The sequence below is a fragment of the Cyanobium sp. ATX 6F1 genome (assembly GCF_024346315.1).
Taxonomy (GTDB): domain Bacteria; phylum Cyanobacteriota; class Cyanobacteriia; order PCC-6307; family Cyanobiaceae; genus ATX-6F1.
This window is the reverse complement of sequence record NZ_JAGQCS010000004.1, coordinates 1-20,096: the sequence shown is the minus strand read 5'-3', so window position 1 is coordinate 20,096 and position 20,096 is coordinate 1. Positions and strand designations below refer to the sequence as shown.

Here is a 20,096-nt window from a genome sequence, read left to right as displayed (position 1 = left end):
TTCCTGAGGATTTCCCTCATCGCCGTCATGGTCTTTCGGTCAATGAGGGCCGTGACCCTTCTGCGATCGTCACGATGAAGAATCTACCTCTACACGCAATCTCTCTACCTCTTCAAACTTCGGTTTCTCGTTTCTTGCCCAGTCGGCAATGGCATCCCAGTCAATCGAATGGCTCCTGCAAACCATGACGGCTTGATCCCAGCATTGGCGGTCACAGTGATGGAAGTAAGCCGCTAACCGGTCGATCACGCAAAGGGTTGGCGTGATCACCCGTAAGGCCCCATGCTCGCTCTGAAATACGTCGATCGTTCTGGGGTCGGTAACATAAAGTTCTCCAAATCCAAGGGGCCCAGCGGGGAACTCAACCAGCCACTCGGTACGGGGATGTTCATAAAGTCGCTTGGAAGAACCCTGGGCGAAGCCCAAGGGAGCGATCGCCTTCAGCAAATTCTTGGGGTCCGCTGAAGTCACGAAATCCAGGTCATGGCTCATGTATTGGTTGTTGCTGTAGATCGATACCGCCCCACCACCCGACAAGGTAGCGATGATCCCTGCTGCCTCCAAGGCCTCGCTGAGGATCACGGCCAGCTCCTCGATGCTGGTGGCTTCGGTGATCTCAACCATGGTTGATGAGCACCTTTCCCGACTGGCGCGGCCGTTGCCGTTGGCGGAAATACTGCTGAACCTGCGCCGCGGGAAGCAGCTTGAGCTCAGCTTCCAGCAATTCCCTGAGATTGCGCACGGTTGGATTTCGATCATTGAAGGCAAACAGCCGGATGTTCCCCACCAACCGGCTCACCAGCACACCCTCTTCCTCCAGGCGCTTCAGCTGGCGCTGGGTCATGTTCAACCCAAAGCCGAACGTCTTGGCGATGCGCAGGGCATGGCCTTCGCCGTAGCACTGCAGGAAGAGCAGAACCCATGCCGCCGTGCGGTTGCCAAAGATCGCTTCAAGCACAGGGTTCATGGCGGGATCCAGGCACACCATTAATGAGTCGCATAACTCAAGACCTGAGTTAGACTACCCCATAAAGGGGTGCTTTGATGGGCTGTGAATAGGGCATCCATGCCTCGTCTGCCATGACAAGACAACCCGTAGGCAGCCTTCCTGACTTTGGCTCGCAGCCTGGCTCAGGCCTTTCACACGATGCTCCCCTCTGTCGTTGCCTCAGAGCTGGAGCAGGTGACTCATTCGGCCGTGGAGGGAGATCGCTGCTCACGACCCACGTAACCAACCCGATCCCGCTGCACCTCCTGGAACCATCCAGGGCAGCCCCTGGAATGGCGCATGAATTCTTGCCATGCCCGATGCCGGTTTCGAACCAGCGACATCCTGCTTGTAAGGCATACCTAACCTGCCCAAAAACCTTGCTGTGACTGGGTTTATTAATCTCCGCTAGCAGAAATAGCGTAATTTTTAGCGTAATTTTGCTGCTGCAAGCGGTTGCCTACTGACACGATGTCGCAGGTCGTTCTGTCGACGGCTACCCCCCGACTGTTGGCCATGTCCAAGGCTGGATGGCGTGGGAGACCACACCACCCACCTATCAACGTCTGAAAACGTCCCTGGAGCAGGCGCCGGCTTCAGTTGTTGCCGGTTGAGCCGATGACCTGGTTGAGCTGAATGCCGAGGTAGGTGGCTTCGTGGTTGAGGGCGAGCTTCATGTCGTTGTTGCCGGCGGCAGCAGCGGCGGCGTAACGGACGCGCAAGGAGTCCCGGAGAGCTTGTTCACGGGCGGGGCTGGTGGTGGCTTTGGCCATTGGGAATGCTCGGTAAAATGCGGACGGATGATCCGCCACTGGACCGTAGTCAGGTTTGAAGTCACCAAATGCCGAGCTGTCTGTAGCTGATTACACCGAAATGTGCCGCGGGACACAGTCCTTGCCACGCCGGCCTTAGGGGGCTGCCTTGGCCGGCGGCTCAGCCGAAAACCCCGTTACAACCTGTTACAATGGGTGTGTAACAACTCGTTGCAGCCATGACTGATTCCACTGCCCGCTTTGGTTTCGTAGCTTTCGCTGAAACCTGGAATGGCCGCCTGGCCATGCTCGGCTTCGTGATCGGCCTGGGCACCGAACTGCTCACCGGCCAAGGCATCCTCTCCCAGATCGGTCTCGGTTGAACCTGATGTCAACTGATTACTCAGCGGCCATCACCGGCCTGATCACGGTTGTCGTGATGCTCACGGGCATGGTGACCTACGTGGTTTCACGTCCCTCTGATCTACCAGCCAGCTCCCGTTGATCCCAACGCTTGCTGGCTGGTTCACCCTGCTGTGCGGGGGATCCACTACCGGTACGAAACCAAGCAACCCCTGGGCTTCTACCCAGGGGTTTTTTGCTGCAACCGCTCCACGGACGTGATCCCCAGCAGTGGTCCTTTCCTAGGGGAGCGGATGGTTCGTCAGTGCCCACGGCGGTACGTCGTCAGCCTCGTCATTGACCTACCGTTCCACCTCTAGCCAGTGCAAGGGATGTGAACCCTGGGTGACTCACCGAGCCGAGGGGATCAGAAAATCCACAGGGTTTTCTTTTTGCAGTAGCCCGCCCCAATGTTCATCCATCCCGAGTCACAGGGCTTTCCATAGGTCGGCTTCACCTGGTAGTAGATGGGTGAATTGCAATGCTGCTTCAGGTCATTCACATACCCCAGTGGACATTGGTCGTTGCCCGGGAGTTTGGGAATCCGCTTCTGAGCCCATGCTGTGTCAGGGATCAGCAGTGGAAGGCCCAGGAGCACAGTGGCCAGACTGAGGAGTAGCTTCTGCACTGGGTGGGTGAGCAAGTGCTCAAACCCTAGGGAATTTCCTCAGTAGCACCGCTTTCCAGTCAAGCGGCGGCCCCAACCACCATCAGCTTTTTCGGGTTCATGCCCTGTAACACCTGGGTCGGAAGGATTCGCTGACACCGATCAAGTACAAAGCAGTTGGAATAGGTACTGGTGCCCTCCGGACCATCCGGTACGTTGTGGGTTACAACGATCGACTCTCCAATGGCACTCACCGGACCTGATCTGCTCGCCAAAGTCAAAGAGCTCGGTGACGTGAGCAAGTCTGATCTCGTCAGGGCAGCGGGCTACGTCTCGACCAAGAAAGACGGGTCCGAGCGGCTGAACTTCACGGCGTTCTATGAAGCTCTCCTGGAAGCCAAGGGGGTGTCTCTGGGCACCAATGGTGGTGGTTCCGTGGGCAAAGGTGGCCGCAAGCTGAGCTACGTGGCCACCGTGCAAGGCAACGGCAATCTCCTGATCGGCAAGGCTTACACCGCACTGCTGGGCTTGGAGGCTGGGGACGAGTTTGAAATCAAACTCGGCCGCAAGCAGATTCGACTGGTCCCCGTGGGTTCCACTGACGAAGAGGATTGATCGGCCAGGTGGCTTGACGAAAGACACACCACTAAGCGGGTAGGTCAGTCCAGTTGCACGTGCTGGCCTACCCGTTCGGGGAAGCAGGGTGCCGCCGCTTGCCTGTCCTTTGCACACGGCTGGTGTGGGTACTGTCGAGCAGCAGCAAAGGTGGGGTGAATCAGCCAAGCTGATGAAACCCGCGGAAACGATGCCCTTGCCTGCCTGGTTGGTGATCCTGGCTGTAATGGGTGCTGTTTTCTGGGCCCTGCGGCTGTCGCGGGTGGATGCTGATTGGTATCTGCGTCTGCATCGGCCTGCTTGGCTGAGCTTCGAGCGTTGGATCCCCTTGATCTGGCTTGGGATCTATGCCTGCTGGTACGCGTCAGCATTGCTGTGCTGGGAGGCCAGTCGGAGTTGGGGGTTGATGGTTGGGTATGCGGGATTACTGCTGGTTCTGGTGGGACGCACGTGGCTGATCGGCTATACCCGGCGGCTCTTGTGCGGTGTGGTTCTAGGTGTTGTGGGGTGGGTGCTGGCGGTGACGCTGGTGGATGCGGTTGGAATAGATGCAGCGGTGTCTGGCTGGTTGCTGTTCCCCTACCTCCTGTGGAGTCCGGTTGAAACAGTGGTGTACTGGCAGATGCGCGGACTCAACAGTTGAGCGGGTCATATTCAGTCGCAACCTTGCAGCAGCCGAGGAGGAACTACGAGCTTTTAGGGGCGGAAGTGACGGTGTAGCTTGTGCTGAACGTGTTGCACTTGCCATGGCATTGACCGGTACGGAGCTCCTGGCCAAGATCAAAGAACTGGGAGAGGCCAGCAAGTCGGTCCTGGTCAGGGCCACTGGGTACGTCACTGCCAAGAAAAACGGCACCGAACGCTTGAACTACACCGCGTTCTACGAAGCACTGCTGGCCGCCAAGGGCACGAGCTTTGGTGACAAGGCCGGCCAACTGGCAAGCAAGGCTGGTCGGAACCTTTCTTATGCCACCAAAGTCCAGTTCAACGGCAACCTCATGGTGGGTAAGGCCTACACGTCACTCCTCGACCTGAAGCCTGGGGACGAGTTTGAAATCAAGCTGGGCAAGAAGCAGATCCGCCTGGTGCCTTTGGGTGCCACCGACGAGGAGGAGTGAGCTCACAAGACTGAAGCTACATTATTTGTGAGCTCAGGTTGATTGCATCAAGGACGATTCCTTCCAATCGGCAACCGCATGGCTTAACGCTTCCCTGTTGGCCTCGAATTGGGCGGGCCTGCCTGTGTTGGCGCCTGATGGATGGGGAAAGCCCTGCAAGATCGTGGCATGCAGTTGGCGGTCACGCAGGGCGTAGTTGACGAACCGTTCAACAGCAATCCCCAGGGGCACAATCAACAACCCGGCAGGCAGCGAGGCAAGTTCTTCTGTTAGCAGCGTGTCCAGCATGGTCTGAAAGAAACCAATGCTGAGTGCGTCTGGCTGATGCCCCCCGTAGTTCTTCCACTCCCTGCTCTTGTGGCAAAACACGGGGTAACGCAACGCGGATGTTGCATGCACGCGGGGATCAGGCTTCCCGAGAATGTCACCGGTGGTCTGGATGTTGAACGCCTTGTTGACCCCGAGCTGATCAAGCATCTTGACTAGATTTGTCCGCATCGACCCAACAAAAGCTGCCTGTGAGTGGGCTTGTTTGCAAGCTGTGCTGTAGTCCAAACCTTCCGCGAGTGCCTGCTTGGCAACGGAATAAGCGGTCTGTGCCTGTGTCCAGCCAGGAGTGATGCCTACAAGTGCAATCCTGGCGCTGCTGTTGATGTGGTCAAACGGCGCCCACACTGCCTTTAAGTTCTTGTCCTGGTAGAGAACAAACTCAGGTCGAATTGAACCTGGGCTGCACGGCACGCCATCAGCGAGCTGGTGGTATAGGTCGACGGTATCAATGGTGCCAAGGTTGCTGGTAGCGGTATAGCGAATCAACATCCCTCCCAAGCCTCCCGCATCTGTCCAACCTCACCTAAGGGGCATGTCACCATGACTGACTCAAAGCTCCACCCAATCATTTCGCGTTCTTTTGGATCTGTCGCGGATTCGTACAGCTTCCGCAACCGTCTGGCCGTTTCGGTGTGGGGTAGCTGAAGCGCGAATTGCTGCTGGGCATGGGCGAACGTGCTCAAGACCTCGACTCCTGAGCTACGCAGTCGGGGTTGTCTCGATTGTGCTTGATAAAGGCCTGACATAGCTCGTACATCTGGTGCGGAGTCATGTCGTGCTTGGCATCATTCATCCCCCACCCGCAGATCACAAAGTCTGGCTCGGCATTGGCAATGCGGTGGTCGATCGTGGGTAGCAGATTGAAATCCCGCTTGTAGGCACTACGGCCTTTCTTCGATTCCGTGTTGTCGTAAGTCCCGATCAGGTTCCAGTGAAGTCTTTCGCCAGTCCAATGATCGACACCGTTAGATTTGACAACAGCCTTATGGATGGCTTGAACATACTCAGCACGAGTGGACTTGCTACCACGCTTCTTGTCACGCCTGTGCAGAGCAGCGGCCTTGCGGAACAGCCACTTAGTGTAGACGGCTTGGTTTGTCTGTTCAAGCAGCCATGGGGGCGCATTCATGCGGTGCGGTCCTCCAGCTTGCACCGCAGGACCTCCCAATTGTTCTCATAATTGTTTTCATCGTTGTAGAACCAGAAATTGCGGATAGCGGTGTCCGTTCGAGTTGTCCGCCTATCCTCTGGCCCAGCGGCAATCCATTCACGATGCTCTCGAGAGCATTGCTCCGCGACCACCTCACTGGGCACCAAAAAAAAGCGGGGTAGGGTGCCGACTTCACCCAGATGGACGAAACAGTAGACGAGATTCGGGGCTCCGATCTGCTCAGCTCTGCTGGAAAGAGTCCAACACCACCAGAGGCGCTTGGTGGGAGCCCGCATGGCGTCGGATGCGGTTTTGACCTCCACCTTAAGCATGTGGCCTGTCTCCTGATCAACAACGAGGATGTCCATCCCCTTCGTGTTACCAAGAGTGGGATGGGCACTGTATCCACGCTGGAGTAGCTGAGCTAGGACATGGAACTCTCCTGCCATGCCGACCTCATTGAGTGTCCCCTTCTTTGAAGTCGTCATTTCAGGAGCTCGGTGGGCAAGTGCTTATGAACATACAACCAGGACGAAGCTGCCATCAGCGACAACAAGTCTTCAGCGGTGCATGTGAGGAGGATCATGACATCACTTTAGCGGTTTCTATCAGCACCACTCAGGCGTCAGCACCGCCTGGGCAGCTACTTCTTCAGAACCACAATTGACCGCAGAACTCGTTCGAACTCTGCCTGGCCAAGTGACTTGCAGTCGGGCTTTCCATAACCAGGCGTAAGCAGCAGAGGATTGCCCACCACTGGAATGAAAGCAGCGAAATTGTTGGCACCCGCTGGGCTAGGGGATTCGGTGTAGATCTTGATCCTCCCAAACGCGGTTGCTACCTGTCCAACCTGCTGCAGGCCACGAGGACCTGACTGGCTAGAGGCCACGGTAAAGCAAGTTTGGCTGTTATTGCGGTAGTCGATGTTGTAACCCGAGTCGTCGTCACCATTGGCGTACTTGCCTGTCTCAGCGTCAACCCGAGTCACACGAAAACTAACGGGTGTATCAACCGGGACCACCACTGGTATTGGTAAACGGATGAGCTGCTGGACTTGCTTGGTGGTCAGCAGGTTGACTGTTTCCTTGGCATGGCCATGCAAGGGGGAGGCCACCAATGCAAAAGCCATCAGTAAGAGGAAGGCGTAGTTCTTCATTGGCCTGCGGCTAGCTGTTCCATGGTGCCATCACCATTGCGTGCTGGCAGAGATTGCGGGTGGCCCAGCTGGTCAAGAAGCACAACCAACAGGACCACTGGAGGTGCTTGCTGTGTCGTAGTTGGGGTTTCTGGATTCCCCTGCTCCCCTATTCCCCTTTTACCAAAGGCAGTCTGCACGGCCCCGCAGGTCAGTCGTAGCAAACGGAGCCAGGGGTGGGTAACCAGGCGGCCAACTGGGGAAACAGGGGAAACAGGGGAGTCTCTACAAACCGCTGCCGGGGGTGGGCTCAGGTGAAAGCTGACGCCACTGGGTCAAACGAAAAGTGCTGGCCCGTGGTTTCTTTGGTGAGGTAATCCACCGAGAAAGCAGCAGTCGGGTGTTCGAGCACCCCGACCAGGTCTGCTGCAGTACAAGCAGCGGTACCGCCAGCAATGCCACGCACGTGAATCCCCCGCCAGGACAGGCATTTGGCTCGGGCCGGCAGGTGGTGGTTGAGATCCCTGGTGAGTGACCCCGCGGTGTGGTCCGTGCCGGGTGGGTGGGGCAGCAGCAGATGTGAGTGGTACTGGGTACGCAAGGACCCGAGCTCGTGGAACACCAGCACCAACGGCTGGGGTGGGTGACCGGCGGCACGGTTGCGGCTGGCGAGCCGCCGCAAGTGGCGGGGAGTGGGCACGTGGTAATACCGGGCCAACAGGAGATTCCTGAGGTGTGTGGCGTCCTGGGAGACCGCGTCGTAGTCGTTTCTACGGCGGGTGTAGTAGTTGTACGCGGGTGTTTGTTGCCAGGTGCTGGCAGCGGGGTTGGAGCCCCAATTGGCGTCAGCGGGTGACCGGTAATGCAGGGTGACGAGGTACCGAGGTTGGTACCCGTCGACCAAGTACGACTGCAGGTAGTCCCTGGTGGCCTGGCGTTGCGGGCTGGTGTTGGTCTGGTGGAAGCGGTACGACACGGGGGGACAGGGGACAGGGACGCACGGGGCGTGGTGGTGGTTGGTGGTGGGTTGGGAAGTGGGAAAAAAGGAAAAAAGAAAAACGAGCAGGTAAAAAGATGCGGTGGTGGTGGGTGTGGTGGGTAGTGGTAGCAGTGGAGTAGTGAGTGGTGGGTGGAGTGAGTGGAATGAATTGGTAATGGAGTATTGATCTGGGTCCTGCTCTCAGGCACAGCAAAGCAATCACCACTGACGCGGCTCGCGTGTGCCTGCAGCCCGACCAGTGATGTTCTGCACTCCAGGCAGAGATCAGTGTGGGTCAGGTGTTGTGGGTATGGCTGTGGTTGGAAGGTTGTGGTGGCTGAGAGAGTTATGGGCTACGTCGTTGGGTGGTTGCGGTTCGGCGGGAGGTATGTGTTTTGGTAGCTGGCGTCGTGCGGGTTGGTGGTGTCGGTGTTGTCAGTGCTGGTGGTGTGACCTGTGGAGGTCCACTCAAACAGTGTAAGCACAAAGTGTATAGAATGGCAAGGGGTGATGGTTAGTGGGGCTTAGAAATGTTGCGGCTAAAGGGGTTAGCGGCTGAGCAGGCATTTCCCGCGGGGGCTAGTTCCCAGCCCGGAACGATTGTCCCCGTTGGTTGCTGGGGAAACAGGCCATGTGTTGTGGGTTCGACTCCTGACTTTCAAGATTTTTTGCCCCCCTGAAAAGGGGGTCATTTTGTGGTTTCTGACCACCCACCCCCCTTTGGGAATGACTTAATCCCCCGCTGCCCTGGAGTCACGGCAGCTGACACCCAGCAGGGGAACGGGTGGCTCGAAAACCATGCCCTGTCCCATTGATCTACTAACCATGACGACCACACGCGCCACACAATTGCTCCGGCGGCTGCCAACGCACGCACCGCCGCCACTAACGGACGAACAACAGGCCGTTGTGGACGCCAACGGTGACCTCCGGGTGCTGGCTTTTGCCGGCACCGGCAAGACCACGGTGCTGCAGGCGTATGCCCTGGCCCGCCCCGCAAAGCGGATGTTGTACCTGGCCTTCAACCGCTCGATTGCAGCTGCGGCTGGCAGCAAATTCCCGGCCAACGTGTCTTGCTCAACGATCCATGCCCTTGCTTTCAAGGCTGTCGGTCGGCGGTACCAGCACAAGCTGCGGGGTGCTGTCCGACCAGACGAGGCCGCCAAGGCACTGGGACTCAACCCCCAAGAACCAGGTGAACTCGGGCAAGCCGCACTGGCACTCAAGCTGCTGGTGCAATGGCACTGCTCGGCTGCAGAGGAGTTCGTTGCCTTTGCTGCTCAGCACCAGACCCGGCAAAACGCCGTGGCCCTAGCGGCTGCGGAGCGGCTGTGGCGGTTGCAGCTGGATTCCGGTCACGGGCTGCCGATGACTCACGAGGGGTACTTAAAGGTCTACCAATTGACCCGTCCCCAACTGCCGTACGACACGATCCTGTTCGACGAAGCCCAGGATTCCAATCCGGTGACGTTGGCCGTCGTGCTGGGGCAACCCGCCACGAAAGTCTTCGTGGGAGACCCGCACCAGTCGATCTACAGCTTCCGGTACGCCACTAACGCCATGGCTGACGCCGGTCTCGGGCAACTGCTGCACCTCACCGAAAGCTTCCGCTTTGGGGCTGGAATTGCAGCTGACGCCAACCGGTTGCTGTCGGTCAAGCGGGAGACCCGTGAGCTGGTCGGGGGACGGCGTGGTGCACCCACGGGCACGACGGCGTTCTTGGCCCGTGGGAACGCTGCGGTGTACACCCACGCTGTTGAACTCGTCACCCAGCACAAACGCATCCATTTCGTAGGCGGGATCAGCGGTTACCGGTTGGATCTGCTGCTGGAGGTCTGCTGCCTACGGGTTGGAGCCACTGCTGACGTGAAGGATCCGTTTTTGCGCGGGTTCCAGAGCTACGCGGCACTGGAGGCCTACGCACACGAACAGGACTCCCGTGATCTCCTGGCCTGGTTAGGTCTGCTCGAACGGCACCGTAATTGGCGGGAAATCCCCGGGGAGATCCACCAACTGCAGACCCTGGCAGTCGACACCGCTGCTGCTGCTGACGTTGCCGTGGCCACGGCCCACAAATCCAAAGGGTTGGAATTCGGCCGGGTGGAACTGGCAGACGATTTTCCTGCAGTGGTCTTCGTGCCTGAGCCTGCATCGTCGGTGCGTGCAACTGACTACCCAGCTTGTTGGGACTACGGCCCGACTCTGTCCCCCCAGCTTTGGGGACCAACAGGATTCCGTGGGGCCCTGGTGTTGCCGGTTGAGGAGCTCAATCTGCGGTACGTGGCTCTCACCCGTGCCGAGCACACCTGTGTGGCCCCGCAGTGGGGTGATCCAATGTTTGCTGACTTGGCGGCCTTTACGGCGGCCTACCCGGACTACGTCCAGCTGGAGCGTGCCCCAGTGCCTCCGAAGGTGACGGCAAGACCCGTGCGGCTGCCGGTGGATACCCACGGTGCAGCTGCTGGTGCGGTAGTGACCGCTGACCATGCTGGTGCTGCTGTGCAGGCTGTTGGCCCCACTGCTGCGGTTGCTGCTGGTGGTGTTGAGGCAACCAGTCGGCAATGGGTACTAGGTGTACTGGATGCCGACCTCGTCCGAGCCGTGGTCAACCACTACGACTACCGCTACCCCGCGTTGGATTGGGGTTGGCTCCTGACAGAACTGTCGACGCTACGGCTGGTGTCTGTGGAACCCGTAGCTGCGGTGGAAGCCTTCTTGGCTGAACACCAGCTCGGTTCGACGGGGTACCTGGTGCTGCGGTACCTCCTCGACGTGGGGCTGGTGCAACACGTTGGGGATTGACGTCCGCCAGGGCTTGAGCTGGGCACGGGAGGTGCTACCGGCCGCTTGAAGCCGTAGGGGAACACTTGCAGGGGGGAGGCGTCCCAGCCGCGAGTGATCCAGAAAGAAGAGGGGGGAGAGAGAGTGAATCGTCAGGGTTCCCGCCGCACGCGGGCACACGTCACCAGAAACGCTGACGTACGTCGTGGTAGTAACGCCCAACCCTTCCATCAAGCCGAGGCCCACTAGGAATGCTCCTGCCCTGTCATGGGCTTAGGGGACATTCTTGATTCCGGGTCAACCCCAACGAACGTCGGTGGTAACCAGACTCTCACGACCAACAGGCCTGCCATCGTGGCCAAGAACAAGCACACCGCCAACGTCTGGTGCCAGTCGGTTTCAAGTACTCCACGCACGATCACCTCCCGCAGCACTGACACGATTGCAACTTCAACCGACACCGTGATCGAGACCCTTTGCTCCTGGAGGTAAATGATCAGCAACCGGAACAATTCCACCAAGATCAGAATGAACAAAATGTCGGCAGTGATCCCGTGGAATTCAGCGGTTGTGAGCAGCTCGGTAAAGATCACTTTCATCTCCAACACCATTACGCAGAACAGCCCCACGCAGAGTGCTACGGCAATCAGGTCCTGCACGGCCTCGAGGGTCTGAACAATCTGAGTTCGCCGGAACTGCTGGTACCAGGGCACTCTCTGGTTGCCAGGAGATGACGTAGCGGCTGCTGGCTGGCCGTCTGGGTTATGGGCAGGAAAAGTAAAGGTTGTGGTGTCTTGCATGTCGACCCCGAAGCTGAGGCACAGCCTATTGAAAGGCTGAAAGGTCGAACCAAATATGAGGAACTCAGCATTGCCCTTGGTGTTGAAGAACACGGCAAATCCTGGAGGCCGTGGCATCAGGGAAAGAATGAGCTATCGAATTGATCAACGCAATGTCGTGCAGTTTGCTGCCTCTTCTTGCTTGATTTCGGACTGGAGCATTACTTAGGGAGCTAACGTCTGATGGGGCTTGATCTGATCATGCAAAGTGCTGCCAGATGGTTGATGCGTTAGGCCCGACTGTTGTTTGAGGCGTTCGAGCTCCGTTTGGTGAGAGAATGAGCGAGAGAGAAAGGAGAAGTCGATCCGAGCGGCGGACCCGTTGCAGATTGAGCGGAAAGTTGCCTTCGGCGCAGAAGACGAATTCTTGAAACCCCATGGAGTTTGGTCTGCACAGTGGCTTGATGACAGCTGAGAGCCTCACCCATCCTGTGCTCTGGGCAAGGACGTCAGTTTCAGTGACTGGTTGCAGCCCTCCAGCAAACTGGTGGTTGGGCTGAGCTGAAGCCATGGACCACGATCATGCTCCCAAGGCCAGGGATACCCCACAGCGGTGGGGGCTGACTGCCGGCTTGCTGGCCGCCTTGCTCTTTGGCATCAGTGCTCCCTTGATCAGCGTAATCAGCAGTGCTGCCTCCCCACTGATGATTGCGGCACTGCTTTACGCCGGAGCCTCGTTCGGGCTGCTGGTGGTGCGTGGGTTTGTACGCCATCAACAGGAAGAATCACCGGTTCAGCGGAGTGACCTTCCCATGCTCCTTGGGCTCACTGTTTGTGGAGGGATGATTGGTCCACTTTGCTTGGTCCAGGGCCTCACCCTGCTGTCTGCGGGATCTGCCTCGCTGCTGCTGAACCTGGAAGCAGTGTTCACGTTGCTGATTGCCGTGCTGATTGGTCGTGAACACCTCAGCCGCAGGGGGCTGATTGCTGCCGTTCTGATCCTCACCGGTGCTGTGCTGCTCACCGACGGCTCCTTGAACAGTGCAAACCTTCTCGGCACCCTGTTGATCGGCGGTGCCTGCCTGGCTTGGGGGATCGACAACAACCTCAGCCAACGCCTCAGCCTGCGCAACCCCATCCAGGTTGCCCTGTTGAAAGCCATTGGGGCGTCAGCTCCGATGCTGATTCTGGCCCTCGGTGCGGGTCAGCCACTGCCAGCGTGGAACTCGTTGCTGGCAGTGCTGGCCATTGGCGCGGTGGGGTACGGCTTCTCAATTTGGCTGGATCTGATAGCCCTACGCCACCTGGGTGCAGCTCGGGAATCCGTGGTGTTTGCAACGGCTCCGTTCGTGGGATTGCTGTTCTCCGTGTTGGTGCTGGGTGAAGCTTTCACCCTTGGCTTGACCATGGCTGCAGTCTTGATGCTGCTCGGTGTGGCCGTGCTGCTGAAGGAAGACCATGCCCACTGGCACCGGCACGCTGAGTTCTGGCATGCCCACCGTCACAGGCACGATCCGGCTGCCGGAGACCCGCACCACAGCCACGACCACCCTGCCGATAACCCGTCAGCTGGTAATCCTGAGCGGGCGTACTGGCATGCCCATGAGCATCAACACGCACCGATTGAGCATGAGCACCCCCACGTCAGTGATGTGCATCACCGTCACGGCCATGGCGGTTGAGCATCGTCAATACAGACGAAAGGCAGGCTTTGTCGGGCCTAAGGCATCATTTCAGGCATTGCACTGGGCCTGGGCGGGTCAGTTGCCCAATGGCCGTCATTGGCTCTGGACAGATTCCAGAGGTGCCCCTGGCCGTCAAGGTGCAGGGCCACGCGTTGAATGGTTTCCTGCTGCTGGAGGGACCGCCAAACAGCGGCTGCTTCCTGGTGGTCTGCAACGTGAACGCGGATCATGGTCTTGCAGGTGGTAGTGGTGATCAGCCCAATTTCACGCTGGAGACCTCAACCGGTCTTGAAGGGAAATGTGCGAGCGTTTTAATGCCTACGGCGCGGGCCCGGGTCCGCATGACCAGGTAGGCCTCGGCCCGACAAGCAGCTGATCTGATCTGCCCTGAAGACTTGGCTGGCCAGCAGGACTGATCGGCCTGGGGCCACACCGACGGCTCTTGGTGGACACGACCCCACACCTCCCATGGTCCACCGGCACCCCACCAGCTGGCAGTTGCCAGGGTGGGGACAACGTCCGGCAAGGGCTACGCGGTGTGCCGGGCGGCACCCTGGCCTGAGACGTTGTAGCCGGTGGGGGGGAACGGTGTTCTTGCCGTGCCCCCAATGGAGCCGACCACTACACCGACCACGATCCTGACCACCTTGCTGGCCCACGCACTGGCCTGCGGGTGGTTTGCCGTTGCTACTACCCACCGCTTCACAGTCCAGGCCCACCGCTGGTACCTGGCCACCAAGGCTCAACCATCCCCAGGTGCACCCCAGCTCGACGCTGTCATTGATGCCTGGGCTACTGCCGCCGCTGCCGGTGACTGGTCAGAGCCAGACCCTGCAGACGTCCCGTCCCTGATTGGTTCCGGTTGGGATTCCTGGTCCTGCGGTGACCACTGGCTGGACGAGCAGCAAATCGACGAGCTCCCCGACGACCTGCCGTTGGATTGGGCTACTTGAGCTCTGCCGCAGGTGCCTGGTGCCACCCGGCACTGGGCACCACACGCTGCCAGCTGCCCTGGTCACTGCTACCACCGGTAGCCGTCAGCTGGTTGACGTCAACCCTAGTGGCCTGTGTTGACCACCTAGTGGCCCTGGCTGGTAGCCGCCATGGTGATCCAACCCAGTGGCCTCCTTGCTGGAGGGAGCTTTGACAAGAGGAGTGGCTGAGATCAGGGAAGAGACAAAAGCTGCCAATTCACCAGGTCCGAATGCACCTACCATGGCAACCAGTCCACATCAGATAAAGATGATGCCACGATCAGGATTCAATTGTCTGTCCCTTTCCATTGCAGGCGTCATGCTTGGGTTTCTTCTGACACCGCAAGGGGCAAGAGCTCAGTCGTTACCTTTTAAGCCCTCACCGCAGGGCTACGCCAGCTATCTGAATGACGTTCAATGGAGCAGTGGCTCCAAGATCGTTTTCACAGGCTTGAACTCCTGCCAGGACACTGGACCACGCTACCGCTGCCTAGATGGCAAGGCCACGATCACAAGCCCCTCAGGCCAGGTCAAAGTATGTACCTTGGCGCTTGTGGCATACACGAAAGCCACTGACAGCCCTACCTATGCCGTTCGTAGCTGTACAACTCGTTAACGTCTTACGCCGGTAGCCGTCCACTGGTGTTGGTTGTCACCGTGGTTGGTACGGACTACGCATCGGCGTCACACCACCCCGATTTTAGCCAGACCGCACATTTGTTTCTGGGCACGAATGGCGTGCGGTCTGGCTGATGGGGTGGCGTTCTCCACCGCTGCTCCGTGGCCGTACCAACCCTGTACCAACGTCTCCAGCACCAGCTGCGTCTCCTGCGGTGGCGTGTTGACCTGTGGTTCCTGTGCCGTGAATACGAAGCGGAATGCCGGCAGCGGCAGCGGTGAACCCGCACCACAACCTGCTCCCCCCCCCCGACAGCTCCCCCCCTACGGGGGGGGGATTGCTACGGGGTGGGTTCGGGGGGGTGCAGCTCAGGTTGCACGGTGCTGCTGGCCTGCCAGTGCTGCCCCCCGAGCAGTTGCAGGGACCAGCACCTGGGACCCAAGATCAAACGACTACGGATGTCCCCTGTGGCCACTGATCCAGACACGGTCACCTACATCTGTGAGCAAGTGAACCTCCCCGGTGAGCTGACGCAGCGGAAGATGTTTGGGGAATACGCCTTGTACCTGGCGGGGAAAGTAGTGGCTTTGGTCTGTGACAACGATCTGTACGTGAAACCCACCGCAGCAGGCCGGCAGATCCTTGGTACCCCAGTTGAGCTACCGCCATACCCAGGGGCTAAGCCGTACTTCCGGGTGCGGGATGAGATTGAAACCCCCGCGGCACTCCAGCAGCTGCTGGTGGCTACTGCCCAGGAGCTACCGCTGCCAAAACCGAAGACCAAGCTGCAAACCAAGTTGAGCTAACGGCCCCGGACCAGCGGTAGCCACCAGAGCCGTCCGTCGATCGAGCCCCGGGCGGACTCAAGAAGCGGTGGCTGCTGGCTCAACGGCTCGTAGCCACCAGGCTGCTGCTCACGGTGGTGGGGGGGGGTCGTCAGCCCCGTAGGCCACGGGTGGGTGCTCGGCCCTCTACACCCTGCAGCCCGCACGCCACTGGTTTGTTTTCTAGTCGGTGGTAGCTCACCACTGCCGTCAAGGGCAAGCGTTGTGCTGGCAGCACCCTGGACGGCAGCGGTTGTCGGGCTGCAGGCGGGTAAGGGTCCTACACAGACCCACCCATGGCACGCTCAGTTGCCTCCCAATCCCCCCAACGGCACCGTGACCAATTGGTGCTCGACCACCTGGCCCTCGCTGACACGATCGGCGGTTGTTTCCACCGCCAGTACAGCGGCCTGATCGAACGGGATGATGCTCAGCAGGTGGCCCGCCTGGAGCTCGTCCGCGCCGTCAGCCGTCTTGACGCTGCACACGACAATCCTGTCCCGTACCTGCGGCACTGCATCCAGGGGGCTTTGAGCCACTACCTCCGGGATCGTTCCCGTCTGGTCCGGGTATCCCGGCGTCAGCACGAGCTCGGTACCCACGCCTACGGCCACACCAGCCTCGATGCACCGTTGGGTGGGCAGCCCACCATGTTGCTCGATCAACTGGCGGCACCTGACACGGCACCCACCGACCCGCAGCTCGCTGCCACGCTCGACACCCTGGTGGACCAACTGCCCGCTGCGCAAGCTGCCAGCCTGCGTCTGACCGTGCTGGAAGGCTTGTCCCTCCGTCAGGCAGCGGCGCAGCTGGGCCTCAGCCCCATGACGGTCTGCCGGGCCCGTAAAAAGGCCCTGGCCACGCTGCGGGAACAGGTCACGGCCTGACGGCCGACGGGCCAGCCTTCCAACGGCTGGCCCTTCACTGCAGCTGCCAGCTCGGAAGTCGTTGGTCTGTGAACGCTCCTGCCAAGCAAAACGCCGCAGCATGAGCTGTTAAGAGCGGCACTGCCTGCAGGCTGGTGCTGGTTGTGTTCAAGCCGACCAACCAGCTGATCTAGCTTGACTTTCCTGGTCGCAACAACAGGTGTGACTGAACCGGACCCTCGTGTTGCCCGTTGCGCGGAGTTGCGGCACCGAATGGGGGAGATCTCCCGAGAGATTCAAGCTCCGGGCACCCCACCGGAACGCATGGCTGATCTGGTGGCTCGCATTGAGCACCTTCACAAGATCATCCTGGCCCTCTCCCAGGAGCTGACAAGCCACTGAGCTACAGGCCAACCTTTGGACGAAACGCGGCATGTTGTTCTTGGTTCAGGCGCATCACACACAGCTCACCCAAGGTGAGTAGCAGCTTGAACCTGCGGCAGCCTGAAGATAAATATCCTGATCGGAACGAAAGAAGTCAACGTGACACTCCTAAAGCTGAACGGTTATCGATAGAAAAGGAGGTGATGATGCTGCAACACAAGGTCTCGGTTCAGAGCTTTCGGTTGAGGTGCTTGCCAGAAAGCACCATGCATTTGATTGAGATCCTTCAGAGAGCTGATTTAGCATCCAAGCAAGTGATCGACTTCCGTGGCTGAATCCCCGCAACCGGACCAGGAACCGAAGCTTGGGCTATGGGGTCTCCTTGGTAGATCAAGCCAAACATCGTCACGGCATACGCCCGACAAGCGGAAGATCATGGCAAGGGCACACCTCATCAGCAGGATCCACCCCTGGCAAACGGAGTCAGAAAACCAACAGCAAGCTGAGCAAGAGCTTTCGAACCCCTCATGTCTTGCGCCGCTGACGGCACTGTGGCGGTGGTCGGGGCTAGGTGAGAAGTCAGGCAGGGGAGGGTTGGATGCGGTGGCTTCCATCTCCGTTCCAGTGGTGATTGCAGCAGGAGGACTTCTTTTTAATCACGTCAGTGAGGTTCGTCAGCGAGATATTGCAACAGAGGAGAGAAAAGATACTGTCCTGAGAGAATACACATCAGAGATGAAGACCATACTTCTAGACGCCAGAGTTTCCCAGCAGGCTAGGCAGGAAGGAACAGAGGCAAATTCAATTGCGCGTGCTCTGACACTGACGGCCTTGACCCAACTCTCTGGCCATAGTCCACTTGGTCCCCAGCGCAGAAGCATGGTGTTTCAGTTTCTCCGAGAAGTTAAGTTCCCAGTGCTTGCTGGTGCTGACCTCACCGGATTTGATCTTGCAGGTGCCAACCTCAGCAGGACCAGTTTTGTTGGAACCAAGTTCACCAACGCTGATCTACAGGGGGCAGACCTCACCGGGACAGACCTCAGAGGGAGCGAGTTCGCTGGGGCCGATCTCAGTAAAACCAACTTGCTCTGGGCTGACCTCAGCGGTGCCGATCTCAAGGGTGCCCAATTCAGTCGGACAACCTGCCCCAACGGAAGCGTAACGAATGTGGGCTGTGGGCTGAGAAAGTGAGCTCAATGGCACACGCCGGGGACACCAGAGCCTGCCAGCCTTGCCGGCTGGCCCTTCACCGCAGCTGCCACCACCGGGGGTAGGTTCGAGGCTGGGCAGCAACGGTCGGAGAGCAGGAGAACCATTGGTGTGGCTGGGTTTCCACCCTTAGCTGGTCAGGCCAGCGCAATTAGACTTGCTTCTAGGGGAAGCAACTGGTTCTTTACCCCGACACCAGTAGACGTTGGGCGGGTGATGTCGTCTTCGACTCGACGTCCGCACCAGAAAAAAGCCCCTGGTCAACGACCAAGGGCTCGGGTTCAGGGGTGTCTGGTGGGGATCAGACCTCCTGGGCAACAGGGGCTGCAGTTACGGCGGGGCCAACGTTGTCGTTGGCCCCGCCCAGGCCGACCACCTCTGCCGGGGCGTGCCCTGTCTGCTCAGGTGTAGCGGCTGCCTTGCTCTTCCTGCGGGGCTGGCCCTCAGCGTGCTGGGACTGCACGGTGGGGGCTTCAGTCGGCGCGGGCTCGTCACCTTCCCCCGTGGCCAGTTCGGACGGTTGGGAGGGCTCTGTGGAGGCAGTGACCTCGACCGCCTTGGGCTGAACGGTCACCACCGCGTTGGTGGCGGCGTCCTCCGAGTTGAGTTCTCCGAAGAGGCCGTCGATCACGACGGGCTGGTAGCGGTTCTCCATGGCACGGCTATTGCTGGCCTTCCAGGAGGTAGCTAAACCATGCCGGACCAATCGGTTCAGGGGTCGACGACCAACGCATTCATCTGGACCACCGGTTTGGCCAATCTCGGCAACTACCGCAGCCGCAGTGACGCCGTTGGGGCAAGACGGACTCAGGCGGCGTAGAGCACGTAAAGCGGTACGTTCACGGGGTTGCAGTTCATCTTCAGCTGTTTCCAGCTTGAAGACCAACGCTTCCTCCTCGACCCGCTTCCCTGATTCGAAGATCCCGTCGTCATTGAGCCTGATCGTCATGTTCTGCTCTGGGCCATGGCGGCCTTTGGTGTGCAGCTTGATCAAGCTCCCACCGAGCTCACTGAGGGTCACGATCTGGGACGCAGCCGCAGGAATGGCAGAGCTGCCACGGCTTCTACCGGTGGCGTAGCTGACGTGGTGAAGCAACAAACCCGTGGTGTTCGTGCCCAATAGCGCCTTGGATAGGGCTCGCAATGGTTCGGCCACCTTCACAGAACTTTCGCCGATCCTGAGCGGACAGAAGAACGAGTGCAAGGTGTCGACGATCATCAACGAACCAGGCTGGGCAAGGGCCATGCGCCGAATGGCATCGATGCCGTTCTGGTGCGGTGGGAAGCAGTTGCCCTCGTGGAAGAGGGTGATTCCAGCCTGCAAGCGTTCGTTGCCTTCATGGTCTCGCTGACACAAGCCAGCCTTTCCGAGCATCGTCATCCAGACAGCCTCCGGCATATCTGGGCCAAAAATGATCACCTGCGGCGGCGTCATGGGTGTCACTGCCCGGTCAATGAAACTGCCCTTCTTGCCAAGAAGGGCTGCCACTAGACCCACGGCAAGTCTGGTCTTGCCGACCTTCGGCGGAGCAACCATCAGGGTAAGAACGCCCCGAGGAACCACACCTTCCAGCAACCAATCGGGCTCGTTAGTCACGATTGGATCGGCTGCAGTCACGCCGAGGCCCATGAGTGCCTCTGGAGTTTCTGCGGTCCGGTTGCAGTCGGCCTGAGCCAATAGCGTTTCGATGTCCCTTCGGGGGACTGAAAGCTTCAGTGCTCTAGCAATTTCACGCAGAATCAGGAGAGCTGTTGTCGTGTCGAGGCCCCTGCTAGGAGTTTGTTGCCAATTGAGCAGCGAACCCCTGGCCACAGCGGATCGACCCCTGAGCTGAATAGCTGAGACTCCGTCCTTCTGCTGTCCGGGCCCCATCGATGGGCCTCAGTCAGCCGCTGCTA

At 59.1% G+C, this 20,096-nt stretch carries 21 protein-coding genes; 10 read left to right on the top strand and 11 right to left on the bottom strand.

Annotation, left to right across the window (positions count from 1 at the left end; translation table 11 throughout):
• Positions 1–69: 69 nt before the first annotated feature.
• The 3 genes from KBZ13_RS07135 to KBZ13_RS07125 all read right to left on the bottom strand — a co-directional run bounded on the left by KBZ13_RS07135 (position 70) and on the right by KBZ13_RS07125 (position 1,761).
• Positions 70–624 (bottom strand): hypothetical protein, encoded by a 555-nt coding sequence (locus tag KBZ13_RS07135; RefSeq protein ID WP_255007804.1) that lies wholly within the window; start codon positions 622–624, stop codon positions 70–72.
• On the bottom strand, positions 617–967 hold the full coding sequence (locus tag KBZ13_RS07130; protein WP_255007803.1) for a hypothetical protein: 351 nt from the start codon (positions 965–967) through the stop codon (positions 617–619). Before KBZ13_RS07130 ends, KBZ13_RS07135 begins: the two co-directional genes overlap by 8 nt.
• Before the next feature lie 617 nt (positions 968–1,584).
• Positions 1,585–1,761: a hypothetical protein gene (locus KBZ13_RS07125; protein ID WP_255007802.1), complete on the bottom strand. Its 177-nt coding sequence runs from the start codon at positions 1,759–1,761 to the stop codon at positions 1,585–1,587.
• A 218-nt stretch (positions 1,762–1,979) separates the two neighbouring features.
• Between KBZ13_RS07125 and KBZ13_RS07120 the strand changes: the two genes are divergently transcribed.
• Positions 1,980–2,123 carry a chlorophyll a/b-binding protein gene (locus tag KBZ13_RS07120; protein WP_255007801.1) on the top strand — a complete coding sequence of 48 codons (144 nt, stop codon included), beginning with the start codon at positions 1,980–1,982 and terminating at the stop codon, positions 2,121–2,123.
• Positions 2,124–2,509: 386 nt separating this feature from the next.
• On the opposite strand, the gene KBZ13_RS07115 is transcribed toward KBZ13_RS07120, so the two are convergent.
• Complete coding sequence (locus KBZ13_RS07115; protein ID WP_255008197.1) at positions 2,510–2,770, bottom strand: hypothetical protein; 261 nt, start codon at positions 2,768–2,770, stop codon at positions 2,510–2,512.
• Between the two features lie 222 nt (positions 2,771–2,992).
• Here KBZ13_RS07115 and KBZ13_RS07110 point away from each other — a divergent pair, with 222 nt between their 5' ends.
• The 3 genes from KBZ13_RS07110 (at position 2,993) to KBZ13_RS07100 (ending at position 4,482) form a co-directional block, all read left to right on the top strand.
• A complete protein-coding gene (locus tag KBZ13_RS07110) occupies positions 2,993–3,364 on the top strand; it encodes an AbrB family transcriptional regulator (protein ID WP_255007800.1) in 372 nt (123 codons plus the stop codon).
• A 172-nt stretch (positions 3,365–3,536) separates the two neighbouring features.
• Entirely contained in the window at positions 3,537–4,007 is a 471-nt protein-coding gene (locus KBZ13_RS07105) for a tryptophan-rich sensory protein (RefSeq protein WP_255007799.1), read from the top strand.
• A 103-nt stretch (positions 4,008–4,110) separates the two neighbouring features.
• A complete protein-coding gene (locus KBZ13_RS07100; RefSeq protein ID WP_255007798.1) occupies positions 4,111–4,482 on the top strand; it encodes an AbrB family transcriptional regulator in 372 nt (123 codons plus the stop codon).
• Positions 4,483–4,515: 33 nt separating this feature from the next.
• Here the strand turns inward: KBZ13_RS07100 and KBZ13_RS07095 are convergent, their stop codons facing one another.
• The 5 genes from KBZ13_RS07095 to KBZ13_RS07075 all read right to left on the bottom strand — a co-directional run bounded on the left by KBZ13_RS07095 (position 4,516) and on the right by KBZ13_RS07075 (position 8,073).
• Positions 4,516–5,301 (bottom strand): hypothetical protein, encoded by a 786-nt coding sequence (locus tag KBZ13_RS07095; RefSeq protein WP_255007797.1) that lies wholly within the window; start codon positions 5,299–5,301, stop codon positions 4,516–4,518.
• 190 nt (positions 5,302–5,491) lie between these two features.
• The gene (locus KBZ13_RS07090) at positions 5,492–5,941 is read right to left on the bottom strand and encodes a hypothetical protein (protein WP_255007795.1); all 450 of its coding nucleotides are present in this window, start codon (positions 5,939–5,941) and stop codon (positions 5,492–5,494) included.
• Complete coding sequence (locus KBZ13_RS07085; RefSeq protein WP_255007794.1) at positions 5,938–6,450, bottom strand: hypothetical protein; 513 nt, start codon at positions 6,448–6,450, stop codon at positions 5,938–5,940. The genes KBZ13_RS07090 and KBZ13_RS07085 overlap by 4 nt, the downstream gene beginning before the upstream one ends.
• A 155-nt stretch (positions 6,451–6,605) precedes the next feature.
• Positions 6,606–7,118: a hypothetical protein gene (locus tag KBZ13_RS07080; RefSeq protein ID WP_255007792.1), complete on the bottom strand. Its 513-nt coding sequence runs from the start codon at positions 7,116–7,118 to the stop codon at positions 6,606–6,608.
• Between the two features lie 289 nt (positions 7,119–7,407).
• The gene (locus tag KBZ13_RS07075; protein WP_255007791.1) at positions 7,408–8,073 is read right to left on the bottom strand and encodes a hypothetical protein; all 666 of its coding nucleotides are present in this window, start codon (positions 8,071–8,073) and stop codon (positions 7,408–7,410) included.
• A gap of 828 nt (positions 8,074–8,901) precedes the next feature.
• Here KBZ13_RS07075 and KBZ13_RS07070 point away from each other — a divergent pair.
• Positions 8,902–10,878 carry a UvrD-helicase domain-containing protein gene (locus KBZ13_RS07070; protein WP_255007789.1) on the top strand — a complete coding sequence of 659 codons (1,977 nt, stop codon included), beginning with the start codon at positions 8,902–8,904 and terminating at the stop codon, positions 10,876–10,878.
• Between the two features lie 224 nt (positions 10,879–11,102).
• On the opposite strand, the gene KBZ13_RS07065 is transcribed toward KBZ13_RS07070, so the two are convergent.
• Positions 11,103–11,657, bottom strand: coding sequence for a phosphate-starvation-inducible PsiE family protein (locus KBZ13_RS07065; RefSeq protein ID WP_261358906.1), 555 nt, complete (start codon positions 11,655–11,657; stop codon positions 11,103–11,105).
• A 548-nt stretch (positions 11,658–12,205) separates the two neighbouring features.
• Between KBZ13_RS07065 and KBZ13_RS07060 the strand changes: the two genes are divergently transcribed.
• The 5 genes from KBZ13_RS07060 (at position 12,206) to KBZ13_RS15720 (ending at position 18,179) form a co-directional block, all read left to right on the top strand.
• Positions 12,206–13,318, top strand: coding sequence for a DMT family transporter (locus KBZ13_RS07060; protein WP_255007788.1), 1,113 nt, complete (start codon positions 12,206–12,208; stop codon positions 13,316–13,318).
• Positions 13,319–13,440: 122 nt separating this feature from the next.
• The gene (locus KBZ13_RS07055) at positions 13,441–13,674 is read left to right on the top strand and encodes a hypothetical protein (RefSeq protein WP_255007786.1); all 234 of its coding nucleotides are present in this window, start codon (positions 13,441–13,443) and stop codon (positions 13,672–13,674) included.
• Between the two features lie 1,707 nt (positions 13,675–15,381).
• Entirely contained in the window at positions 15,382–15,720 is a 339-nt protein-coding gene (locus KBZ13_RS07050; RefSeq protein WP_255007784.1) for a TfoX/Sxy family protein, read from the top strand.
• Between the two features lie 314 nt (positions 15,721–16,034).
• Positions 16,035–16,625, top strand: a complete 591-nt coding sequence (locus KBZ13_RS07045; protein WP_255007782.1) for a sigma-70 family RNA polymerase sigma factor — start codon at positions 16,035–16,037, stop codon at positions 16,623–16,625.
• 966 nt (positions 16,626–17,591) lie between these two features.
• On the top strand, positions 17,592–18,179 hold the full coding sequence (locus KBZ13_RS15720; RefSeq protein ID WP_255007775.1) for a pentapeptide repeat-containing protein: 588 nt from the start codon (positions 17,592–17,594) through the stop codon (positions 18,177–18,179).
• A gap of 319 nt (positions 18,180–18,498) precedes the next feature.
• On the opposite strand, the gene KBZ13_RS07035 is transcribed toward KBZ13_RS15720, so the two are convergent.
• Positions 18,499–19,827, bottom strand: coding sequence for an AAA family ATPase (locus tag KBZ13_RS07035; protein WP_255007774.1), 1,329 nt, complete (start codon positions 19,825–19,827; stop codon positions 18,499–18,501).
• Positions 19,828–20,096: the final 269 nt, after the last annotated feature.

What these genes read in the sequence shown, in the direction of transcription:
- KBZ13_RS07130 (WP_255007803.1), bottom strand. Translation starts at nt 967, where the DNA reads ATGAACCCTGTGCTTGAAGCGATCTTTGGCAACCGCACGGCGGCATGG.
- KBZ13_RS07135 (WP_255007804.1), bottom strand. Translation starts at nt 624, where the DNA reads ATGGTTGAGATCACCGAAGCCACCAGCATCGAGGAGCTGGCCGTGATC.
- KBZ13_RS07035 (WP_255007774.1), bottom strand. Translation starts at nt 19,827, where the DNA reads ATGGGCCTCGGCGTGACTGCAGCCGATCCAATCGTGACTAACGAGCCC.
- KBZ13_RS07045 (WP_255007782.1), top strand. Translation starts at nt 16,035, where the DNA reads ATGGCACGCTCAGTTGCCTCCCAATCCCCCCAACGGCACCGTGACCAA.
- KBZ13_RS07090 (WP_255007795.1), bottom strand. Translation starts at nt 5,941, where the DNA reads ATGAATGCGCCCCCATGGCTGCTTGAACAGACAAACCAAGCCGTCTAC.
- KBZ13_RS07060 (WP_255007788.1), top strand. Translation starts at nt 12,206, where the DNA reads ATGGACCACGATCATGCTCCCAAGGCCAGGGATACCCCACAGCGGTGG.
- KBZ13_RS07110 (WP_255007800.1), top strand. Translation starts at nt 2,993, where the DNA reads ATGGCACTCACCGGACCTGATCTGCTCGCCAAAGTCAAAGAGCTCGGT.
- KBZ13_RS07095 (WP_255007797.1), bottom strand. Translation starts at nt 5,301, where the DNA reads ATGTTGATTCGCTATACCGCTACCAGCAACCTTGGCACCATTGATACC.
- KBZ13_RS07125 (WP_255007802.1), bottom strand. Translation starts at nt 1,761, where the DNA reads ATGGCCAAAGCCACCACCAGCCCCGCCCGTGAACAAGCTCTCCGGGAC.
- KBZ13_RS07100 (WP_255007798.1), top strand. Translation starts at nt 4,111, where the DNA reads ATGGCATTGACCGGTACGGAGCTCCTGGCCAAGATCAAAGAACTGGGA.
- KBZ13_RS07085 (WP_255007794.1), bottom strand. Translation starts at nt 6,450, where the DNA reads ATGACGACTTCAAAGAAGGGGACACTCAATGAGGTCGGCATGGCAGGA.
- KBZ13_RS07070 (WP_255007789.1), top strand. Translation starts at nt 8,902, where the DNA reads ATGACGACCACACGCGCCACACAATTGCTCCGGCGGCTGCCAACGCAC.
- KBZ13_RS07105 (WP_255007799.1), top strand. Translation starts at nt 3,537, where the DNA reads ATGAAACCCGCGGAAACGATGCCCTTGCCTGCCTGGTTGGTGATCCTG.
- KBZ13_RS07080 (WP_255007792.1), bottom strand. Translation starts at nt 7,118, where the DNA reads ATGAAGAACTACGCCTTCCTCTTACTGATGGCTTTTGCATTGGTGGCC.
- KBZ13_RS07120 (WP_255007801.1), top strand. Translation starts at nt 1,980, where the DNA reads ATGACTGATTCCACTGCCCGCTTTGGTTTCGTAGCTTTCGCTGAAACC.
- KBZ13_RS07065 (WP_261358906.1), bottom strand. Translation starts at nt 11,657, where the DNA reads ATGCAAGACACCACAACCTTTACTTTTCCTGCCCATAACCCAGACGGC.